The 19,364-nt window shown below is 54.9% G+C and carries 15 protein-coding genes; 3 read left to right on the forward strand and 12 right to left on the reverse strand.

The genetic code is table 11. The features are described 5' to 3' along the window. The 7 genes from BHAP_RS01710 to BHAP_RS01740 all read right to left on the reverse strand — a co-directional run. On the reverse strand, nucleotides 1–680 hold a 680-nt coding region (locus BHAP_RS01710; RefSeq protein WP_143248704.1), incomplete at its 3' end, for a DUF3710 domain-containing protein. 74 nt (nucleotides 681–754) lie between these two features. Further along, on the reverse strand, nucleotides 755–1,588 hold the full coding sequence (locus tag BHAP_RS01715) for an exodeoxyribonuclease III (protein ID WP_094729040.1): 834 nt from the start codon (nucleotides 1,586–1,588) through the stop codon (nucleotides 755–757). Nucleotides 1,589–1,767: 179 nt separating this feature from the next. Further along, the gene (locus BHAP_RS01720; RefSeq protein ID WP_094729042.1) at nucleotides 1,768–3,780 is read right to left on the reverse strand and encodes a dipeptide ABC transporter ATP-binding protein; all 2,013 of its coding nucleotides are present in this window, start codon (nucleotides 3,778–3,780) and stop codon (nucleotides 1,768–1,770) included. A gap of 17 nt (nucleotides 3,781–3,797) precedes the next feature. Beyond that, on the reverse strand, nucleotides 3,798–4,787 hold the full coding sequence (locus BHAP_RS01725; RefSeq protein WP_094729044.1) for an ABC transporter permease: 990 nt from the start codon (nucleotides 4,785–4,787) through the stop codon (nucleotides 3,798–3,800). A gap of 22 nt (nucleotides 4,788–4,809) precedes the next feature. Further along, the gene (locus BHAP_RS01730) at nucleotides 4,810–5,736 is read right to left on the reverse strand and encodes an ABC transporter permease (protein ID WP_094729046.1); all 927 of its coding nucleotides are present in this window, start codon (nucleotides 5,734–5,736) and stop codon (nucleotides 4,810–4,812) included. A 218-nt stretch (nucleotides 5,737–5,954) separates the two neighbouring features. Next, complete coding sequence (locus tag BHAP_RS01735) at nucleotides 5,955–7,598, reverse strand: peptide ABC transporter substrate-binding protein (RefSeq protein WP_094729048.1); 1,644 nt, start codon at nucleotides 7,596–7,598, stop codon at nucleotides 5,955–5,957. A gap of 412 nt (nucleotides 7,599–8,010) precedes the next feature. Next, nucleotides 8,011–8,937, reverse strand: coding sequence for a tyrosine recombinase XerC (locus BHAP_RS01740; RefSeq protein ID WP_094729050.1), 927 nt, complete (start codon nucleotides 8,935–8,937; stop codon nucleotides 8,011–8,013). 75 nt (nucleotides 8,938–9,012) lie between these two features. Between BHAP_RS01740 and BHAP_RS01745 the strand changes: the two genes are divergently transcribed. The 3 genes from BHAP_RS01745 to BHAP_RS01755 all read left to right on the forward strand — a co-directional run bounded on the left by BHAP_RS01745 (nucleotide 9,013) and on the right by BHAP_RS01755 (nucleotide 13,289). Next, on the forward strand, nucleotides 9,013–9,861 hold the full coding sequence (locus BHAP_RS01745) for an ABC transporter ATP-binding protein (RefSeq protein ID WP_094729052.1): 849 nt from the start codon (nucleotides 9,013–9,015) through the stop codon (nucleotides 9,859–9,861). Further along, nucleotides 9,858–12,788, forward strand: coding sequence for an ABC transporter permease (locus BHAP_RS01750; RefSeq protein ID WP_094729054.1), 2,931 nt, complete (start codon nucleotides 9,858–9,860; stop codon nucleotides 12,786–12,788). The genes BHAP_RS01745 and BHAP_RS01750 overlap by 4 nt, the downstream gene beginning before the upstream one ends. 249 nt (nucleotides 12,789–13,037) lie before the next feature. Continuing rightward, nucleotides 13,038–13,289: a DUF6725 family protein gene (locus tag BHAP_RS01755; protein WP_094729056.1), complete on the forward strand. Its 252-nt coding sequence runs from the start codon at nucleotides 13,038–13,040 to the stop codon at nucleotides 13,287–13,289. A gap of 33 nt (nucleotides 13,290–13,322) precedes the next feature. Here BHAP_RS01755 and BHAP_RS01760 read toward each other — a convergent pair whose 3' ends face one another. From BHAP_RS01760 to BHAP_RS01780, 5 genes are all read right to left on the reverse strand, one after another. After that, complete coding sequence (locus BHAP_RS01760) at nucleotides 13,323–14,363, reverse strand: prephenate dehydrogenase (protein WP_275542092.1); 1,041 nt, start codon at nucleotides 14,361–14,363, stop codon at nucleotides 13,323–13,325. Further along, nucleotides 14,357–15,385 carry a prephenate dehydratase gene (locus tag BHAP_RS01765; RefSeq protein WP_094729169.1) on the reverse strand — a complete coding sequence of 343 codons (1,029 nt, stop codon included), beginning with the start codon at nucleotides 15,383–15,385 and terminating at the stop codon, nucleotides 14,357–14,359. The genes BHAP_RS01760 and BHAP_RS01765 overlap by 7 nt, the downstream gene beginning before the upstream one ends. 17 nt (nucleotides 15,386–15,402) lie before the next feature. Continuing rightward, nucleotides 15,403–15,894, reverse strand: coding sequence for an alcohol dehydrogenase (locus tag BHAP_RS01770; RefSeq protein WP_094729058.1), 492 nt, complete (start codon nucleotides 15,892–15,894; stop codon nucleotides 15,403–15,405). 409 nt (nucleotides 15,895–16,303) lie between these two features. After that, nucleotides 16,304–18,232, reverse strand: coding sequence for a translational GTPase TypA (gene typA / locus BHAP_RS01775; RefSeq protein ID WP_094729060.1), 1,929 nt, complete (start codon nucleotides 18,230–18,232; stop codon nucleotides 16,304–16,306). Between the two features lie 118 nt (nucleotides 18,233–18,350). Beyond that, nucleotides 18,351–19,217, reverse strand: coding sequence for an NUDIX hydrolase (locus tag BHAP_RS01780; protein ID WP_094729062.1), 867 nt, complete (start codon nucleotides 19,215–19,217; stop codon nucleotides 18,351–18,353). Between the last annotated feature and the right edge of the window lie 147 nt (nucleotides 19,218–19,364).

Here is a 19,364-nt window from a genome sequence, read left to right on the forward strand (position 1 = left end):
TCACAATCTTCGACTACTGCGGCAACTGGCGGATGCATAGGAATAAGATCACGCGGTGCAAGCGGTTCCTCACCACGATCAACGACAATATCAGCAAAGAATCCATTGAGTGCTTGCGTCTCAGGGTCAGTTGGATCGGTTGCGGCCTTGCCGGAGAAAATACCGCGTAGCATCCAACGCGGGCCGTCCACGCCTACGATACGCGTGTCGAGGGTCTTCCCACCCTTGAGCTGCACGGGTAGCGTGACCTCGGTACCGAACACGCCCGGCTGCTCAGAAGCGCCCTTGTTTGCGGCGAGCAGGTCGGCACGCACGTCATCCCATAGGCCGGCGCTCTTCGGCGCAGCGAACGCTTCGATTTCAAGGCTGGACGAGCCATACGTGATAGTAGAGCCGAGAATCTGCTGGTCAGCGCGGCTGGCTTTGAGGCGCAGCGACAGACCCGGCAGATACGGCAGATAATATGCGCCGAGATCAAGATGCATGTCGTAATCGATGACATCCTCGTCGTTAACGTCCCACGGACCGTATGTTTCGCCACGGCCTTCGTATTCGGCTACAATCTCGGCTGGGTGAACAGACGGCTCATTAGTGTCCTGCACCTCGTCAACGTCCTGTGCCTCGGCGTCAGCGGCGTCCTCGTCCTGATGCTTCTTCTTGCCAAATCCAAATAATCCCATTGGTGTCCTCGTTTCGTTATGCGGTTGCAACCTCGACTAGCGTAGCACCACGCCTTGTGATTGGCTGGGAACGCTCACACATCATAGCTAATGGTCAACGGCGCGTGGTCAGACCATCGTGCGTCATAGCTGGGAGCTTTGTCGATCACAAATCCGCGTGCGGTTTCCGCAAGTTCGGGCGTGGCGAGTTGATAGTCAATACGCCAACCGACATTATTGTCGAATGCGCGGCCACGCTGACTCCACCATGTGTACGGGCCTTGGATATCACCGGCGAGAGAACGCACCACATCTACGAATTCAAGTTCATTCAACCATTTGTCGACATACGCGCGCTCAGCGGGCATGAATCCAGCGTGAGTTTCATTCGCTTTCGCATTTTTAATGTCAAGAGGCGTATGCGCAATATTAAAGTCACCACACAGCACAGCCTGTTTGCCGCCGTGCGCCGCTTCATCGCGCAGTTGGCTCATACGGTTCAACATCGCATTAAGGAAGCAATATTTTTGCTCCATTTTGACTGGATCATCAGCGTTGCCAGCATGCACATATACACTGACAACAGTCACGATATAGCCTTGCGGTGTACGGATGTCAGCTTCAATCCAACGGCCAGAGTCAACATCTTCGTCAAGTCCGGGCAATCCATAGCGTTGAGCGACGACTGGCAAGTCACTTAGCAGGGCGACACCGGCACGGCCTTTGATACGGCAGATCTCATTAAGGGCGGTTAATTGGCCATATGCGGTCTTAAACCCATTAATGATGCGGTCAATGTCAGTTTGCGGCGCGCGCACTTCCTGCATGCACCAAATATCGGGAGTATTGCGTTCCGCCCATTTGGTAATCCCCTTGCGCTGGGCGGCGCGAATACCGTTCACATTTGACGTAGTGATAGTGATGGTCATGCGGCTTATGATACACGCTGCGCAGCGAATCGTTCTCAATAAGAAAAGTGTGAGCCAAACGCACAAAACTGCACAATCGCACATTGAGGCCAGCCTTGAAATATAAGCCTTTTCAAGGCTGGCATGTGCGATTGACGTCGAGTCAGGCTCACACTTTTCTTATTGAGAACGATTCGCTGTTAGTCGAGGCCGAGCTTCAACTTGCCACCCGGAATAGCATCCAAAAGATCACGCGTGTATTGCATCTTCGGATGAGCGAATACCTCGTCAGTGGTGGCATGCTCGACCAACTTGCCGTGCTGCATCACCACAACTTCGTCGGCAATCTGACGAACGACCGCCAGATCGTGGGTGATAAACAGGTAGCTCAGTCCCTGCTCCGCCTGCAAATCGTTAAGCAGGTGCAAGACCTGATCCTGTACCAGCACATCAAGCGCGGAAACCGCCTCATCGCACACGATCACGTCCGGATTCAATGCCATAGCACGCGCGATAGCAATACGCTGACGCTGACCGCCGGACAGCTCGTTCGGGTAACGAGTCATCACCGATTCCGGCATTTCAACCATGTCGAGCAGTTCGCGCACACGCTTCTGACGGCTCTTCGTATCGCCGATCTTGTGAATGCGCAGTGGCTCCTCAATTGAACGGTAAATCGAGTACATCGGGTCAAGCGAACCGTACGGGTTCTGGAACACCGGCTGTACGTGGCGGCGGAAATCGAGCAGCTCCTTGCCCTTAAATCCGGCAATATCTTTGCCCTCATAGGTCACCGTACCAGCGGTCGGTTCGAGCAGCTTCAATACCATGTTGGCCACAGTGGACTTACCAGAACCGGACTCACCCACAATTGCCAGCGTAGAGCCGCGCTTAACAGAGAAGGAAACATCATCAACAGCCTTGAACATTTCCTTCTTACGCGGGAGCTTGAACTCCTTGGTCAAATGCTCAACAGTGATAATGTGTTCGCTCTTCTCAAGCGTTGCCTCACCGACAACATGATGTTCGAGCAGTCCGTCCGCATTCTCACCACGCTGATGTGCAGAGATAATACGCTGCGAAGCCAGCGACGGCGCAGCAGCAACCAGACGCTTGGTATACGGATGCTGCGGATGCTGCAGTACTTCGAGCGATGGGCCTGATTCAACAACCTGACCCTTGTACATCACGACGATATGCTGGGCGCGTTCAGCAGCCAAGCCAAGATCGTGGGTGATGAACAATACGGCAGTTCCCAGCGAATCGGTCAGATAGTGCAAATGATCAAGGATCTTCTTCTGCACCGTTACGTCAAGTGCAGAAGTCGGCTCGTCGGCGATCAACAGATCAGGGCGGCAGGCCAGACCGATCGCAATAAGCGCACGCTGACGCATACCACCAGAGAACTCATGCGGATACTGACGTGCACGAGTCGCAGCATCGGGCAGACCAGCCTCAGACAAGAGGCCCGCGATACGGTCGTTGAGCGTAGAGCCGGTCACGTGCTTTTTGGCGATCACCCACGCGTCGTCATCTTTCACACCGGCCTTGATGAGGTCGTCAGCCACACGCCAACGAGTTTCCGAGCCCGGCACCCACTCGTCCTTGAACGCCTTCATAAACGCGTCGGCACGTTCACCGGTTACACCGATGTTAGCCAACGCATCCTTGGCGGCGTCAAGCAAAGCAGGCAGTTCGGACGAACCGATGAAGGTTTCATCATCCTTAGTCTTCACCGCAACTTCGTCACCGGCCAACGCTTTAGCAAGAGCAGAACGCTTTTCATGAGCCACATCCATGCCATTGGCCTTGAGCGCCTCACGAACCTGCGTACCAATACGGTATACCGGGTTCAAGTTGCTCATCGGGTCCTGCGGCACAAGGCCCATCTTGGTACCACGCAACTTGTCATATTCCTTCGGCTTCAAGCCTGCGATCTCCTGACCGTCAAGCTTGATCGAACCTCCGACCACATGACCAGTACCGGGCAGCAAACCGAGCACAGCCATAGCGGACGTAGACTTACCGGAACCCGATTCGCCTACGATAGCCACCCACTGTCCCGGATACACGCTGAAGGAGGCGTCACGCACTGCGTGGACCGCGCGCTTGTCGTCAGTAGTGAAGTCAACCTTAAGGTCTTTAACCTCGAGCAGCGGGCCCTGAGCCTTCTGCATGGCGACGAGCTTTTCATTCATATTATTCGTTTCCATGTCTGTATCCTTCACGCTCAGGCAGTACGGCTCTTCGGATCGATGGCATCCTTAACCGCGTCGCCCATCATAATGAAGCTCAGCACGGTAATAGCCAGTGCGACTGACGGGTAGAACAGCACCATCGGGTTGGTCATCAGGTTGGTCTGTGCCTGTGAAATATCACCACCCCAGCTGACCGTCGTAGTCGGCAAGCCGATACCGAGGAAGCTCAGCGTCGCTTCAGACACGATGTACGAGCCAAGGGAGGTAGTACCGATCACGATGATCGGAGCCATTGCGTTCGGAATGATATGGCTGAACAGGTTACGCATTGGCGTAGAACCCAGTGCCGTAGATGCCGTGTTGAACTCAAGGTTCTTAGCTTCCATAACCGAACCACGAGCGATACGTGCAGTCGATACCCAGCCGAATAGTGCAAGCACGAGCACGACCTTCCAGATGGAGCTGTTCGTACGGAACATCTGCAGCACGACGATAGCGCCGAGCAGGAACGGAATGGAGTAGAAAATATCAATAATACGGCTCAGCACTGCATCTACCCAGCCTCCGAAGAAGCCAGCCAGTGCGCCGATAAGCGTACCGATAAGGACCACAATCAACGTCGATAAAATACCGACAGACAGCGAGGTACGAGTGCCATACACCGTACGTGCGAACACGTCGCAACCTTGGAAGTCGTAGCCGAACGGGTGTCCAGCTTCCGGGTCTCCAAGCGAGTTATCCAGGTTGCAGTAGTTCGGATCAAGTTTCGTAAATACGCCGGGGAACAGGGCGACGAACACGATGAAGATGATCAAAATACCCGAGATGATGAACAGCGGGTTCTTGCGCAGTGTGCGCCACGCATCGGCCCACATGCTGGATGCCGGAGCAGATTCGTCAACTTTGTCAACATCCTGAAGCGGAGTTTCTTCGAGCGGCGCGACGTAACGTTCCTGACCGGGCAGCACAACAGTTGCCGGGTTGAAGTCGTCGAGGGAGCTGTTCTTAGTTTCTTCAGTCATGATTTCACATTCTCCCTTGCGATCAGGCGTAGCGGATACGCGGATCGAGCGCCGCGTACAGCAAGTCGACGAGCAGGTTGCAGATCACGAAGATAAGCAGCAACAGGGTAACGATGGAGACCACGAGGTTACCTTCACCTTTGAGGATGCTCTGGTAGGTGAGGAAGCCAACACCGTGGATATTGAAGATCTGTTCGGAAATCATTGCACCGCCCATCAGCGCACCAAGATCCTGGCCAAGGTACGTCACCACTGGAATAAGCGAGTTACGCAGCACATGATGAATCATCACTGAACCGTTACTCATACCTTTAGCGCGCGCAGTACGAACATAGTCTTCGGCAATGTTGGAAGAAATCTCAGAACGAGACAGTCGAATGATGTACGCCATAGAAACAGAGCCGAGCACCATAGCTGGGAACAGCAAATCAAAGAAGCCTGGGTCACTGCCGGCGGTTACTGGAATAAGACTCCATTCAACACCGAGGAAGTACTGGCCAGCGAAGCCGGTCACGAACGTCGGCACAGAGATAAGAAGGAGGGAGATGAGGAGAATAACGGTGTCGTACCACTTGCCCTTGTTCAAGCCGGAGATGATACCAAAGATAATACCGAAAATCGCCTCGAAGCAGAATGCCATCAAACCGAGCCTAATGGTAACCGGGAACGCACGAGCGATTTCGTCGATAACCGGCTGGCCGGCGAAAGTGTTACCAAAGTCCAGCGTGAACGCGTTCTTCAAGAACAGCAGATACTGAATGATAAATGGCTTGTCGAGATTGTATTCGGCGCGGATCTGGGCAGCGACCGCTTCGTTAACCGGCTTATCACCGAACATCGCCTTAACCGGATCGCCCGGCAACGCGAAGACAAGTGCATAGACCAGCAGGGTCGCGCCGAGAACCACGGGGATCATCTGCAGAATACGACGCAGAAGATATTTACCCATCGGTTTCTCCTTATTCTTATGGATCGGCCGGCTACCTATGCAGTCAGGGGCATATTGGAACGTACCGGCCGATCGCCAAGTACCCCGTAAGTTTACCTTATTGATTGACGAGAATGTTTCGTAAGGATGACGTGAAGATAAAAATGAAGACGGGGAACGGAATTGCTTCCATTCCCCGTCTCACTATGTGATCAGCTTATCGGTCGATCAGAGAACGATTACTCCTGCTTGAGGGTGATGTTCTCGTAGATCGGCACGTTCTGCCAGTTGAGCTCAAGACCTTCCACGTCGAGAGACGCAGCAGCCACAGCGTTAGAGTAGTACAGCGGAATAGACGGTAGATCGTTGAGCAGAATCTCCTGAGCCTGCTGGTACAGCTTGTTAGCGTCGTCAGTGCTGGTAGCAGCGTATGCTTTGTTCATCAGGTCATCGAACTTTGCGTTCTTGTAATCACCATCGTTCGAGCCCTTACCGTCAGCAGCAGCCGAAGCATACAGCTGGTACAGATAGTTCTCAGCAGACGGATAATCCGGCTGCCAACCAGTACGGAAGGCGCCCTTGATCTTACGCTCAGAGACAGCGTTACGGAACTCCTGGAAGGTCGGCATCGGAGCGGTAGCGACATCAATGCCCAGATTGTTCTTCAACTGGTTCACGATAGCGTCGTAAATCGGCTTTGCACCGCCATCAGCGTTGTACGAGAAGGTCAGCTGGCCGTCGTACTTGGAGATAGCGTCAGCCTTGGCCCACAGTTCCTTTGCCTTAGTAGCATCAAACTTGAGGTTCTCCACACCCTTGAGCGAGTCGGAGTAGCCCGGGGTCAGCGGCGAGGTGAAGTCCACAGCCGGCGTACCGATGCCGTTGAGGACCTTGTCAACGAGCTGTTCACGGTTAATAGCCATCGAGATAGCCTGACGACGCAGCACGCCTTCCTCAGTGGTCACATCGAAATGCTCGAGGTTGGACGGAATGGTGAAGGTCTGGGAAACCGAACCGGCCTTGTTATACGCCTGAATCTTCTTGTTGGTCTGGAAGGTCTTGGTGGCGGCTGCCGGAACAGAACCCATGATGTTCAGGCTGCCAGACTGCACGTCAGCATACTGAGCGTCATCGTCGGTGTAGATCTTGAAGGTAACACCGTCGTTCTTAGCTGGATCGACACCCTTGTAATCAGGGTTCTTGACGACCTTGATTTCCTTGTTGTGATCCCAAGATTCGAACTTGTACGGGCCGTTGCCAACCGGCTTTTCACCGAATGCCTTCGGGTCCTTATAGAAGGATTCCGGCAGCGGAGCGAATGCAGAGTAGCCAACCTTGATCGGGAAAGTAGCGTCAGGCTGGTTCAGGTCCACAGTGAACGTGGTGTCGTCGACGACCTTGAGGCCAGACAGCTGCTCGGTGCCCTCGAGACCGTCCTTCTGTAGATCCTCGAAGCCAGCAATCGTGGAGAAGAACGAAGAGGACTTCTGCGCGTTCTTCACATTTGCGCCATAGCTCCATGCCTTGGTGAAGGACTCAGCGGTGACATCAGTGCCATCAGTGAACTTCCAGCCGGACTTGATCTTGATCGTGTACTGGGAAGCATCGTCGTTCGGGGTGATCGATTCGGCGACCTCGTTCTGCGCAGCACCCTTTGCATCGAAGGACACCAGACGAGAGAAGAGCAGGTCAATAACCACGCCACCACCAGTTTCGTTGGTGTTGGTCGGGATAAGCGGGTTATGCGGCTCAGAGTTGCCAGCAGTGATGATCATCTTGCCACTGTCGGCGCCGGTCTTAGCGGTGTTGGACGAACCGCAACCGCTCAGCAGCATAGCCAGAGAGCATGCCGCAGCTGCGAAAGCGAGCGCTTTCTTCTTCATGAATATCTCCTATTCCATTGATGGGCCGGTTCGCTCCATATCTGCGGTTCCGTCATATAAGGCTAGCCGCATACAGATCCATCGAACCGACGTACGCAAAAGGGTTGGCCATCCTTGCAACGAACCCTGCGGCCCAACTGCCCGGATCGGCCAACCCCTTTGCTGATCAATTGTTATTCTCACCTATTTTCAAGATGGGCGCCATATCCTTGTCCGTAACGTGGAATCACATCAATGATGTGTGTCCAACCTGCATTCACATAGCGTTTATCCCATACATTCCAAGGGTTTTCTCATGATTGCGAGATAGACATATCATCATTGATCTAGCGATTGAAACGAATCAAGTTTCTGTATGTATGTTACATCCACGTTAACTTTATCTGATGATTACGTTATCAATCGCGTGCAGCTACGCTCGTGGAAACGCTTGCTCGTATCGTGCCTTCAGCTGTTCAATTGACACATGCGTATACCGTTGCGTGGTTTTAAGCGACGCATGACCAAGCATCTCCTGTACTTCACGCAAGTCCGCTCCCCCATCGAGCAAATGCGTTGCCGCACTGTGCCGCAACGCATGCGGTCCAATATCCGGCACGCCCGCCGATCGTGCCTCACGATGCACGACGTCACGCACGATACGCTGATCAATCCTGCCGCCGCGCGCGCCAAGGAATAACGCAGTACGATCATCGCGCATCATCATTGGCCGGCCGTCACGTAACCATGTTTCAAGCGCATCCGCCGCAGGCTGACCAAACGGTACTACCCGCTGTTTATTTCCTTTGCCGGTCACTTTCGCCATACGATGCGAAAAATCCACGTCATGAACATTCAGACCAACAAGCTCAGCCACGCGCATACCGGTCGCATACAATACCTCCAGCATCGCCGCATCACGCAATGCAATCGCACGCTGCAGCGGCTTACACGTTCCTGCATTGGGATCATTCGCTGACTCGTCATCTACCTCATCCATTAACCGCTCAGCTTGTTGTTCAGTAAGCACGACCGGTAACGTGTCCGCTATTTTCGGCGTCATCAGCGTCGCTGCCGGGTCGGTAGGAATACGTCCATGCGCACTTGCCCATGAGAAAAAACCGCGCACGGCAACGACTTTGCGCGCCATGCTTGACTTGACATGCGTACGCGAAGCAGACGCCATCCACGAACGCAAATCATCTGTATCAATCTCGTCCAGCGCACCAATACCGCGTAATTCGAGCGCATGCAAGCAATCAGTCACATCAATGCGGTACGCCTTCAGCGTATTCGCGCTCAGACCACGATTCGCCTTGAGATAGGCAAGAAATGCAGCCACATCGTCGTCACATATCATAGCGCTTACCTCCCCTAACCAATACTCGCGTCCTTATAGACTATGCATAGCATCATCGACTGAAACGGGGTGGGTATGGGACGGCATTCAGCGGCAGCATCGGCGAACAACCAGTCTACCAAGATTCGTAAAACAACTGTCAGCAACATCAGCGGTGGCAGCAATGACAGCGAGATCGTCGCGCAAGCAATCGACTTGACCAAAACGTACGGAGACAAAGATGCACAAGTCGTCGCGCTCGACCATGTTGACGTCTCATTTATCCGCGGCCAAATGACGGCAATCATGGGACCATCCGGTTCGGGCAAGTCCACGCTGATGCATTGCATGGCTGGTCTCGATCAGCCGACGAGCGGCAAAGTAATCGTCGAGGGACTCGAAGTATCTTCGATGAACCAGCGGCAACTGACCAAGCTACGCCGCGAGCAGATTGGCTTTATCTTCCAGTCGTTTAATCTTGTACCAACGCTTACCGCCGAAGAAAATATCTTGTTACCGTTGCAGATTGCAAAGCGGCCGATTGATCGCGCATGGTTTAACAAAGTGGTCGATGTGGTTGGTTTACGTTCTCGTTTAACGCACCGGCCGAGTCAGCTGTCAGGCGGGCAACAGCAGCGCGTCGCGTGCGCTCGTGCGATTATGGCACGGCCAAGCGTGATTTTTGCCGACGAGCCGACCGGTAATCTTGACTCGCATTCGAGTCGAGAAGTACTCGGTTTCCTGAAGAATTCGGTACGCGAGTATGGTCAGACGATTGTGATGGTAACGCATGATCCACGTGCTGCTTCCTACGCAGACCGTGTGCTCGTGCTCGCGGATGGCCGCATTACACAGGATTTGCAGCATCCGACATATGAGGAGATTCTTGAGGTTTTCGCTGGCGAGGGCGATGAAGTAGCCGACCAGCAGGAGGTCGCCCAGTGATTCGCATTGGTTTACGTGATGCGCGCGCACATTTCGGCAGATTTATTATGTCGATTATTGCGATTGCGCTTGGCGTTTCGTTCGTGGTTGGCTCGTTCTGTTTCCGCGAGATGATGAGCAGCCAAGTCGATCAGATGATGGCGTCGAATTCTGATGCTGACGTGTACGTGCGTGGCACGCAAGAACAGAAGGATGACGAGACTGGTATGACGATGGACTCGTCATCGTCGTCCTCAGCTTCGACGTCATCGTCCTCATCGTCATCGTCTGATGATGCGTCAAAAACATACAATCGCATCGACGCATCTCTCGTGGACGATATCGCCAAGGTCGACGGTGTTAAAACCGTATCTATTACCTACTCTATTTCCGGCATTGTACTGGTCGGCCATGATGGCAATGCGGTCTCAACCACAGGTGCTCCCACCGTCAGTCTGGGCTTAGGCGAGGGCACATGGCGTTCAGCAACATTGCGAAACGGCCGCTGGGCGACAAATAAAAACGAGATCGCCTTGCACTCGTTTGCCGCACAAACCGCTGGTTTAGCCATTGGTGACACTACTAAAATCGTTTACCCCGATGGCGTGACAGATGTCAAGGTGGTCGGTATTTTTGACACGGTGTCGAGCCAAGCTGGCGCGATTATTGTCGGTCTTGCGCCCGATACGGCCAAGGATTATTTTCAGCAGCAGACCGGGCAAATCGGCATGGTGCGCAATATCGGTGTGTACGGGTCAGCCGATGGCGGTGCGCCATTGAGTGTCGAACAGCAACAAACGCTCGTTGACCGCATTAATAAGGTATTGCCCGCCGACGCAAAAGCACACGCCGTTACCGGCCAGCAAGTACGTGACGACAGTGCTGCTGCTACGAAGAAAGCGCTTGGTTTTATTCAGCCGCTTATTCTGATTTTCGCGATTATTGCCCTGTTTGTTGGCTCGTTTATTATTGCGAACACGTTCTCAATGATCGTGCGCGAGTCGATGCGCGGATACGCGCTGCTACGTTCGGTGGGCGCTTCTCCTGCACAGGTTTTCTCGACAGTGATCGTGCAGGCGATCGTACTGGGATTGGTCGGTTCCGGCGCGGGTATTGGTCTTGGCTGGGGTATGGTACGGCTGATTGTGGCAGTGCTCGGCCGCATAGGTATGCCTATGTCCGGCGCGGTTGACCCAAGTGCAAGCGATATGCTGATCGGCTTGATCGTTGGCGTACTGGTTACGTTGATCGGTGCCGCACTGCCGGCTCGTCGCGCGGCAATGGCTCCCCCGATTCAAGCGATGAACGAAACAGTGAATCCAGAAAAACCAGTGTGGCCTCGCGGCGTAATTGGCTGCGTGATGATCGTGCTCGGCGCGATCTCATGGCTGTTGTGCTGGCGCATCGCATTAGCGAAGAGCGATGATGCGGTGGCTATTTCGCCGTTGACGTGGTTCAATGATTGGGCTACCGCAATAGGTACCGGCTGGCCGCTTGGCGTGGGTGCAGGATTGGTTGTGCTTGGCGTCATTGTGTTAGCTCCAGCATTGGTTGGTCCGACGAGTGTCATCCTTGGATGGATTCCCGCGCATGTGTTTACGGTCACCGGCCGATTGGCGACGCGTAACTTGGCTCGCAGCAAACGACGTACTGCAAATACAGCGGCGGCATTGTTCGTGGGCGTTGCCATCGTGAGCTGTTTGGGCGTGGTTGCGTCTTCTGCCAAGGCTTCGGTTGCCGGCATTGTCGATTCTGGTCTGAAGTCTGATTTTTCAGCGATGTCTGCTGCAAACGGCCGTATTCCAGATGATGCGATTGATGCGATCAAGAAAACGGATGGCGTGGGCTCCGTCTCGCAGTCGCGGATGCTGCTCGGCGTCACCTATGGTTCAGGCGATGACAAAACCAGTGCGATGACGTTCGCGGAACAGCCATCATTATTCACTGACGTGTTCGCACCAGTCACGAACTCTGGTGATGCCGATCGTGCACTGCGCGATGGTGAACTAGTGGTCGGTATCACGGTCGCGAAGGATAACGGTTGGAAAGTCGGCGATACCGTTACCGTTAACGGTAAGCAGGTGGTTGTCGATGAGGAGGCAACGGCTAAAGCACAGGCTGATTATCAGGCACAAGTACAATCGCATATTGCGGATCTCAGCGCGCAAGCACAAGCATTGCTGGCGTCTGGGGATACGGCTGGCGCGCAAGCGAAAACCATTGAAGCACAGAAGGCGGCTGAGGACGCGAAGAACGTAGACCCGTCTACACTGGTGAAAACCAAGACGCAGACCACACAGGTCAGAGCAAAAGTGGGCGCGATTATCGAAAACTCCGTGTATCGGTCAATGGTGCTCATGAACGATGATCTGGCTGGAAAGATCGCCAACGAGTATACGATGTTCACCATCATGCTGTTCATCAATGCAAAGCACGGCGTGGATACAGCAACATTGAAAACTCGGCTGGTTGACGCGGTGAAATCCTTCTATGTGGTGAACGTGCAGGATCGTGAGGAATTCAAGTCGACCATGAGCACAATGGTTGATCAGATTCTCATTATTCTCTATGCGCTGCTCGCGTTGTCGATTGTGATTGCCGTATTCGGTATCGTGAACACGCTGGCACTGAGTGTGTCAGAGCGCACACGCGAGATCGGATTGTTACGCGCGATTGGCACGTCTCGCCCACAAGTGTGCGGCATGTTGGCAATTGAAGCGTCGATGATCGCCGTCCTCGGCACGCTATTGGGCGTTGTGGTTGGTACCGGCGCCGGCGCGGTGATTCAACAGGTGTACCAGTCGAACGGTTTGGAGCGATTGAGCGTGCCGTGGAGTCAGTTGGGACTGTTCTTAGTGCTCTCGATTGTGATCGGCGTAGTTGCGGCTCTGCCACCCGCTCGTCGTGCACTCATGGTGCCAGTGCTGAACGCGGTTGCAACCGACTAGCTTGTTACCCTACCCTTACTGCTGAGTTACGGCCTCCAAACTCCCTCCAAAAGGCCGTAACTCAGCAGTATCACATCGCTCTTGTTGAGTTACGGCCTCCAAACGGTTTTTTGAAGGCCGTAACTGAGCAGCATGCAGTACCTACTGCTCAGTTACGGCCGTTGTGTACCGAAAAAACGACCGTAACTCAGCGCAACCGGGGTGGATCCGCTACGATGGAGTCAGCACACACTGCCGAAGGAGGCCATTATGCCGATTCCCAATGAGATTCCGGCCCACGCGCGCGTGGTGGTACGAGTGTCAGAAGGCGTCGACCCGATCGATCACCGCATGAAATACCGCGATTACGTGGGGCATGTGCTCTCATGGGATGGTCATCTGCTGGAGCTATCCCGAGATGCGGCGGCCAACGGTTCACGTCCCGCCCAGCGTGTCAGCATCGACGCCGATACGATCATTACGCTCAAGCCGGTTCCCGAGCGTCATTTCACCCGTCCATAACCTTGCCGAGCGACGCGTGCGGGTGCTGCGGCGTTATACCGCGGAACGCACCTGCACGCGCACGATATGGTCGCCGGCGAATCCGATGATATGTTCGCCGCGACGTGCCGACGACAGCAGTTCGGTTTGCCAGTATGCCGGGTCGAATGCCACGTCGCGTTCGGCATAGTCGATGGTTCCCGATTGTTGCGCCATCTTGTAGTTGCGGAACGGCTGACCATCCGCGAAGAAACGGGTCAGTTCATCGTTATCGCCGTCGTGCAGCGCATCGGCCACGGCGGTGAGTCTTGCGGCCATCGATCGCAGCAACGATTCTACATTCACCGCATCCTCGTCGACCATCGCACGCGTGCGATCGGGGTCGGTCAGCGCGACGCGCGTCATATCACGCCACGATCCGGCAGCGAGCGCGGCCGCGATATTGCGGTTCGGATCGTCGGTCAACTGGTTGATCAGTGCGGTGGCGACGACGTGCGGCATGTGCGAGATCAACGCGGCAGCCTGATCGTGCACCGTGTCGTTGAGCACGATCACGCGGTTGCCGATACCGTCAAGAATCATCTGCGATACCATATGAAAGCGCGCATACGACGTATCATCGCACACCGTCACCGCCCATAATGCGTCGTCATACAACGCTGGATCGGCGGCCTGCCAACCGGACAGTTCGTTACCGGCCATCGGGTGCGCGCCAACATAGCACTCCCCCAGTCCGGCCGCTTCGACTTGATCGCGGACCATACCTTTGACGCTGCCGACGTCGGTGAGCGTGGTCGCGGTCGGATCGAGTACCGGCTTGAGTTCCGCCAACACCGCCGGCATGGCCTTGAGCGGATTGCACAGCACGATCACGGCCGGTTTCGCCGCGGCCAGATCAGCCAACGTTCGCATGCAATGGATACCGTCGGCTTCGGCCTGCACGTACGGATGATCGCGATGGTTCCATGCGATGACGTTCACACCGCGGCGGGCGAGCCTGCGCGCGAGCGAGCCACCGATCAGTCCAAGACCGATAATGCCGACGGTCATATCAGCCATTTCAGGTACGCGAATATCGCCGTTCCCAGCTACCACAACAGCTCCTTTCGCGTCATATCGTCGTTCCGCCAAGCATCATCGGTGCCGGTTTCGTTGCCGGAGTCCAGTCGTACTCCCCCGTTGGGCAGTGACCATGCGTAAACAGGTGGATTCGGTCGTTCTCGCCGAGGATACACAGCCAGTGTTTTCACCCAGTCTCCGTGTTCGGCAACTTCAGCAAGTACGCTACGGAAATGATCTTGCCACGGAGCAGCATCAACGGTCGCGATAAAACTGTAAGTACCGTCCCGTCCCTTGATCGGCCGGGAAATGAAGCTCGTCATGTTCAGGCCCGCGTCACGCAGCACATCGAGCAGGTTGGCGAGTACGCCAGGGCCGGTATAGAGCGGAATAAACGCGACAATTGATTCAAATTCGACCGTATCATGCGCACGCCATGTTGCTAGCAATGTCGGAACATCAGCACGCGGGGCGAGCACAAGGAATTCCGTATGTGCCCCCGGGTAATCTTCTACCGCGGTTGCAACACGGGTCAGTCCGTAGAGTTCGCCGCAGATAGATGGTCCGAGAGCGACACATCCGGGTTTAAGATCGCGGCAAGCTGCACCATTTGAGGCTGCTGGAACGGCTTGCAAATGATGAGACTGCGCGAATCGACGGCATTGTGCGAGTCCGTGCGGATGCGCGCTGATCGTCGTGCACTGTGCGATGAGATCGTCCGGCCGCGAAGGTGCGCCTGCACTGTCGGGCGCAGTGTCAGCGCTGACGAACGCGTCGAAGGATACGTCAACGCCAACACGAGCGAACGCGGCAACATTACTCGCGTCGATCATTGCGTCGAGATTTGGCACCACGTAGCCTTCAATATTGTTTTCCCACGCGATCACACCCCAATCACCGTTCGATGCGACGGCATTGAGAATAGTGGCGACATCAGGTTGGGCAACCAACTGCATATCATCTGTATCAGCGAAGGATTGCAATACATGGGCCGCATCGAGAGCCGCCTGATGAGTAAACGTGCCTTCTGGGCCGAGATAATGCAAGACGTGAGTCATGATGCTTAGTTCATCCATCACTGTTCGTAGGGCTTGTCAGCCAATGATTTGACCGGTTGTTCGGTGGACGTTTTCGGCTTCGGAGTTTCGATACGAAACCACTTCGGTGGCATGAACATGAATGCCAGTTGCACGACGATCATGCCGATGAGCCATAAATACCCAGCTTTTTGACTGAAGTATGGCATTGTGTCGCTGTTAAAGCCGATCGGCGTGAGTGCATCATTGCCACTGCCAGCGGCAATCATCCACGCCGTCGCCGTTGATGCGATGAGATGAAGTCCCAAACCGCTGATGCCACTGCGGGCACGTGCACACCATGTAGAGGCGCCAAGAATCACGTATGCGAGTACTAACCCATAGGGAATGTTCATCGAAGCACCCATACGATGCGCAAATGTACCAATAACCGCTGCACCCACACCGGCAAGCAGCGTAACGAGTACTCGCACCGGATAACTCTGCCGATGAGACCAAGGCCTAGGATCGATGTCGCTTCGTGAAGTCATGCGTACCAGTATAGGCATTGTGGGTATGAACTGTTCGTATATCAGCCCTAAAATAGGCTCTGTATGGACAGCCCATGCTCACTCTCGAATGATTGAGGGGTGGTTGCGAACCTGTGAAATCTCAGGTTCGTAACCACCCCTCAATCAGGATAAATTACGGGTTGCTCCGTAGCTTGATTATTCTGCTGAGCCGTAAAACGGGATGTCCAGTGGACGACATCCCGTAGGCGAAGTGAGCGGGCGCACTATAAGCGCCCGCGAAGGTCGTCAGAATAATCAGGCTACTTCGTAGCCTGGTTGTTCTGACGATGCCGAGGCGTAAAACGAACGGTCCACTGGACCGTTCGTAGCCGAGGTGAGCGGATGCAATACGGGCATCCGCGAAGGCAGCGTCGTCAGAATAATCGAGCTACTTCGTAGCCTGATTGTTCTGACGACGCTGCTTAGCGCGCCACTTGTACCAATCCTCACGGCCGAGGATGATCTTGCGCACGCGGGTAGCTTCCGGCGTGACCTCGACGCACTCGTCTTCGTTCGCGAAGTCGAGGCATTCTTCAAGGCTCATCTTGACCGGCGGGGTGAGGGTTTCGAGCACGTCAGCGGTCGAAGAACGCATGTTGGTCATGTGCTTGGCGAGCGTGATGTTCACGTCAAGCTCGTCAGGTTTGTTGTTCATGCCGACAACCTGACCCTCGTACACGTTGGACTGCGGCTCGACGAAGAACACGCCACGCGCCTGCAGACGCTGCATAGCGTACGGGGTGGCGACACCAGCGCGATCGGCAACCATTGAACCGTTCTGGCGGGTGACGATCTGGCCAGCCCACGGCGCGTAGCCGGCAGATAGCGAGGATGCAATACCCGTGCCGCGCGTAGCGGACAGCAGCGCAGTACGGAAGCCGATCAAGCCGCGAGACGGCACGGTGAACTGCAGACGCACCCATCCGGAACCGTGATTAGACATGGAATCCATGCGACCCTTACGATCGGCGAGCAGCTGCGTGACAGTGCCCATGTACTCTTGCGGTACATCGATCGTGGTGTTTTCCATCGGCTCGTTGATCTTGCCGTCGATGACCTTGGTAACCACCTGCGGACGGCCAACGGTCAGCTCGTAACCTTCGCGACGCATTTCTTCAGCAAGCACAGCCAGTGCAAGCTCACCACGGCCCTGCACTTCCCACATATCCGGGCGATCGGTCGGCAAAACCTTAATGGACACGTTACCGATCAACTCACGCTCAAGACGATCCTTGATCATACGGGCGGTGAGCTTGTGATCCTTGCCTTCGCGACCGGCGAGCGGGGAATCGTTCACACCGAACGTCATGGAGATGGCCGGATCGTCAACGTGGATAAGCGGCAGCGGCTTAGGATCGTTCGGGTCGACGATGGTCTCACCGATCATGATGTCGCCCACGCCGGCAACGGCGACGATATCGCCGGGACCTGCGGATTCGACAGGTATACGCTCAAGGCCCTGCGTACGTAGCAGTTCGGCGACGCGGAAGTTTTCGATGGAACCGTTGACACGGGACAGGCCGTAGGTCTTGCCCTTTTCGAGCGTGCCGTTGTAGATACGTACCAAGCCTAGACGTCCGAGGAAGTCAGAAGAGTCAATGTTCGCGACGTGAGCCTGCAGCGGCGCGCCTTCCTCGTATTCCGGAGCCGGAATGTACTTGATGATGTCCTCGAACAGCGGTTCAAGGTTGTCATTATCTGGCATACCGCCGTTTTCCGGCTGATTGGTGGATGAGTATCCAGCCTTGGCAGCACAGTAGACGACCGGCAGATCAAGCAGGTGGTCGAGATCGAGGTCAATGCCTTCCTCGACAACATCCTGTGCGAGACCGAGCAGCAGATCAGTGGATTCGGAGACGACCTCTTCAATACGCGCATCCGGACGGTCAACCTTGTTGATGCACAGAATAACCGGTAGCTTGGCTTCGAGTGCCTTGCGCAGCACGAAACGGGTCTGCGGCAGCGGGCCTTCAGACGCATCAACGAGCAGTACAACACCGTCGACCATCGAAATACCGCGCTCGACCTCGCCACCGAAATCGGCGTGGCCAGGGGTATCGATGATGTTAAGCGTAATGCCGTCCGGGTAGCCGTACTTGGCAGCCAGCGGACCAGTGTATTCCACAGCCGTGTTCTTAGCGAGGATGGTGATGCCCTTCTCGCGTTCAAGATCGTTGGAGTCCATCACACGGTCCGGTACCTCCTCGCGATCGGAGAAGACATGGGACTGCTTGAGCATCGCGTTCACTAGCGTGGTCTTGCCGTGATCGACGTGCGCTACGATCGCCACATTTCGAATATCACCACGAACCGCCATCGAAACCTCTCTTAATCATCGATTGTCGTTGCTTGCGTAATTTTCGGATACGTATCGTTACCTGTTACTTACACACAAACCGGCACAACTATACCTATATGCGTAGACCTGCCGCCGATTAATCAGTCGTAAGTGGGCCAAGAACAGCGTCTAGTGAATCGTCACTATCGTGCGCAACTGCAGACCGCAGCAAAGCTGCTGTGGAATCAGTAACAGCGTCGGCAGTAGCGTCCGAATGACTATCAGCATCCGGCACGTAACGATACACTGTAGCCGGACGCTGTCGTCCGATACGTACTTTTTGTCCCGTTTCCTCAAGCTGGCCGCTGGCGAGCATACGACGACGAAAGTTTGCGAGATCAACTGGTGCTCCGGTGACTGCTTCAGCTACATCGTGCAGTTGGCGAAGTGTAAATTCAGGACCGACGAGTCGTGTGGTCAGATCGGGATATTCAATACGTTCACGTAACCGGCGCAGCGCATGGTCGATGATTGTACGATGGTCGAACGCGAGTGATGGCAGTGCGTTTTCTGGAAACCACTTCACATTATCCGCTTCAGCAAAATCACGCGTTTCTGCTTGCCCAACGAGTGCCCAGTACACAATCGACACCATCGGTAAGCCGCCACGAGACCGCGAAGGACCGCCGAATGTATGCAATTGTTCAAGATAGCGCGGATGCAAGTCTGTAGTAGATTCCAGTGCCTCATACGCGCACTGTTCGAGAGAGCGGTCGGCCCGCAATTCACCACCGGGCAATGCCCACATACCAAGATATGGTTCACGGATACGCCGTACCAGCGGCATCCACAGTCTGCCGTGTGGTTCAGCGGTTATATTCTCAGTGTCAGCCCCAGTTTCCTCATTGTCGTTTACGTGTGGCTCGATTGGTGCAACTGAGGATGGTCCTAAAGCGAGAATCACCACTGATACGCCAACCTGCGGCGGTTGCCGACGTCGTTCGCTCACATTGCCGTAGCCCATCCGTGCCTCTCCTCGCCTGCGATCTCATCGCACAACCATTCATTCATCAACCTGTCGCGTCTTTCATCATAGCGGCACAAGCATCACCACGTTCCCCAATGTCCCTGTGAGTTGTAGTCACGTGTGACGTATCATAGAATCGTAATG

Origin of the sequence: Bifidobacterium hapali, from assembly GCF_002259755.1 — a bacterium.
Classification (GTDB): Bacteria; Actinomycetota; Actinomycetes; order Actinomycetales; family Bifidobacteriaceae; genus Bifidobacterium; species Bifidobacterium hapali.

Excerpts from the sequence above, each read along its gene's own strand:
- BHAP_RS01715 (WP_094729040.1), bottom strand. The coding sequence starts at position 1,588 with ATGACCATCACTATCACTACGTCAAATGTGAACGGTATTCGCGCCGCC.
- BHAP_RS01720 (WP_094729042.1), bottom strand. The coding sequence starts at position 3,780 with ATGGAAACGAATAATATGAATGAAAAGCTCGTCGCCATGCAGAAGGCT.
- BHAP_RS01725 (WP_094729044.1), bottom strand. The coding sequence starts at position 4,787 with ATGACTGAAGAAACTAAGAACAGCTCCCTCGACGACTTCAACCCGGCA.
- BHAP_RS01730 (WP_094729046.1), bottom strand. The coding sequence starts at position 5,736 with ATGGGTAAATATCTTCTGCGTCGTATTCTGCAGATGATCCCCGTGGTT.
- BHAP_RS01735 (WP_094729048.1), bottom strand. The coding sequence starts at position 7,598 with ATGAAGAAGAAAGCGCTCGCTTTCGCAGCTGCGGCATGCTCTCTGGCT.
- BHAP_RS01740 (WP_094729050.1), bottom strand. The coding sequence starts at position 8,937 with ATGATATGTGACGACGATGTGGCTGCATTTCTTGCCTATCTCAAGGCG.
- BHAP_RS01745 (WP_094729052.1), top strand. The coding sequence starts at position 9,013 with ATGGGACGGCATTCAGCGGCAGCATCGGCGAACAACCAGTCTACCAAG.
- BHAP_RS01755 (WP_094729056.1), top strand. The coding sequence starts at position 13,038 with ATGCCGATTCCCAATGAGATTCCGGCCCACGCGCGCGTGGTGGTACGA.
- BHAP_RS01765 (WP_094729169.1), bottom strand. The coding sequence starts at position 15,385 with ATGACTCACGTCTTGCATTATCTCGGCCCAGAAGGCACGTTTACTCAT.
- BHAP_RS01770 (WP_094729058.1), bottom strand. The coding sequence starts at position 15,894 with ATGACTTCACGAAGCGACATCGATCCTAGGCCTTGGTCTCATCGGCAG.
- typA (WP_094729060.1), bottom strand. The coding sequence starts at position 18,232 with ATGGCGGTTCGTGGTGATATTCGAAATGTGGCGATCGTAGCGCACGTC.
- BHAP_RS01780 (WP_094729062.1), bottom strand. The coding sequence starts at position 19,217 with ATGGGCTACGGCAATGTGAGCGAACGACGTCGGCAACCGCCGCAGGTT.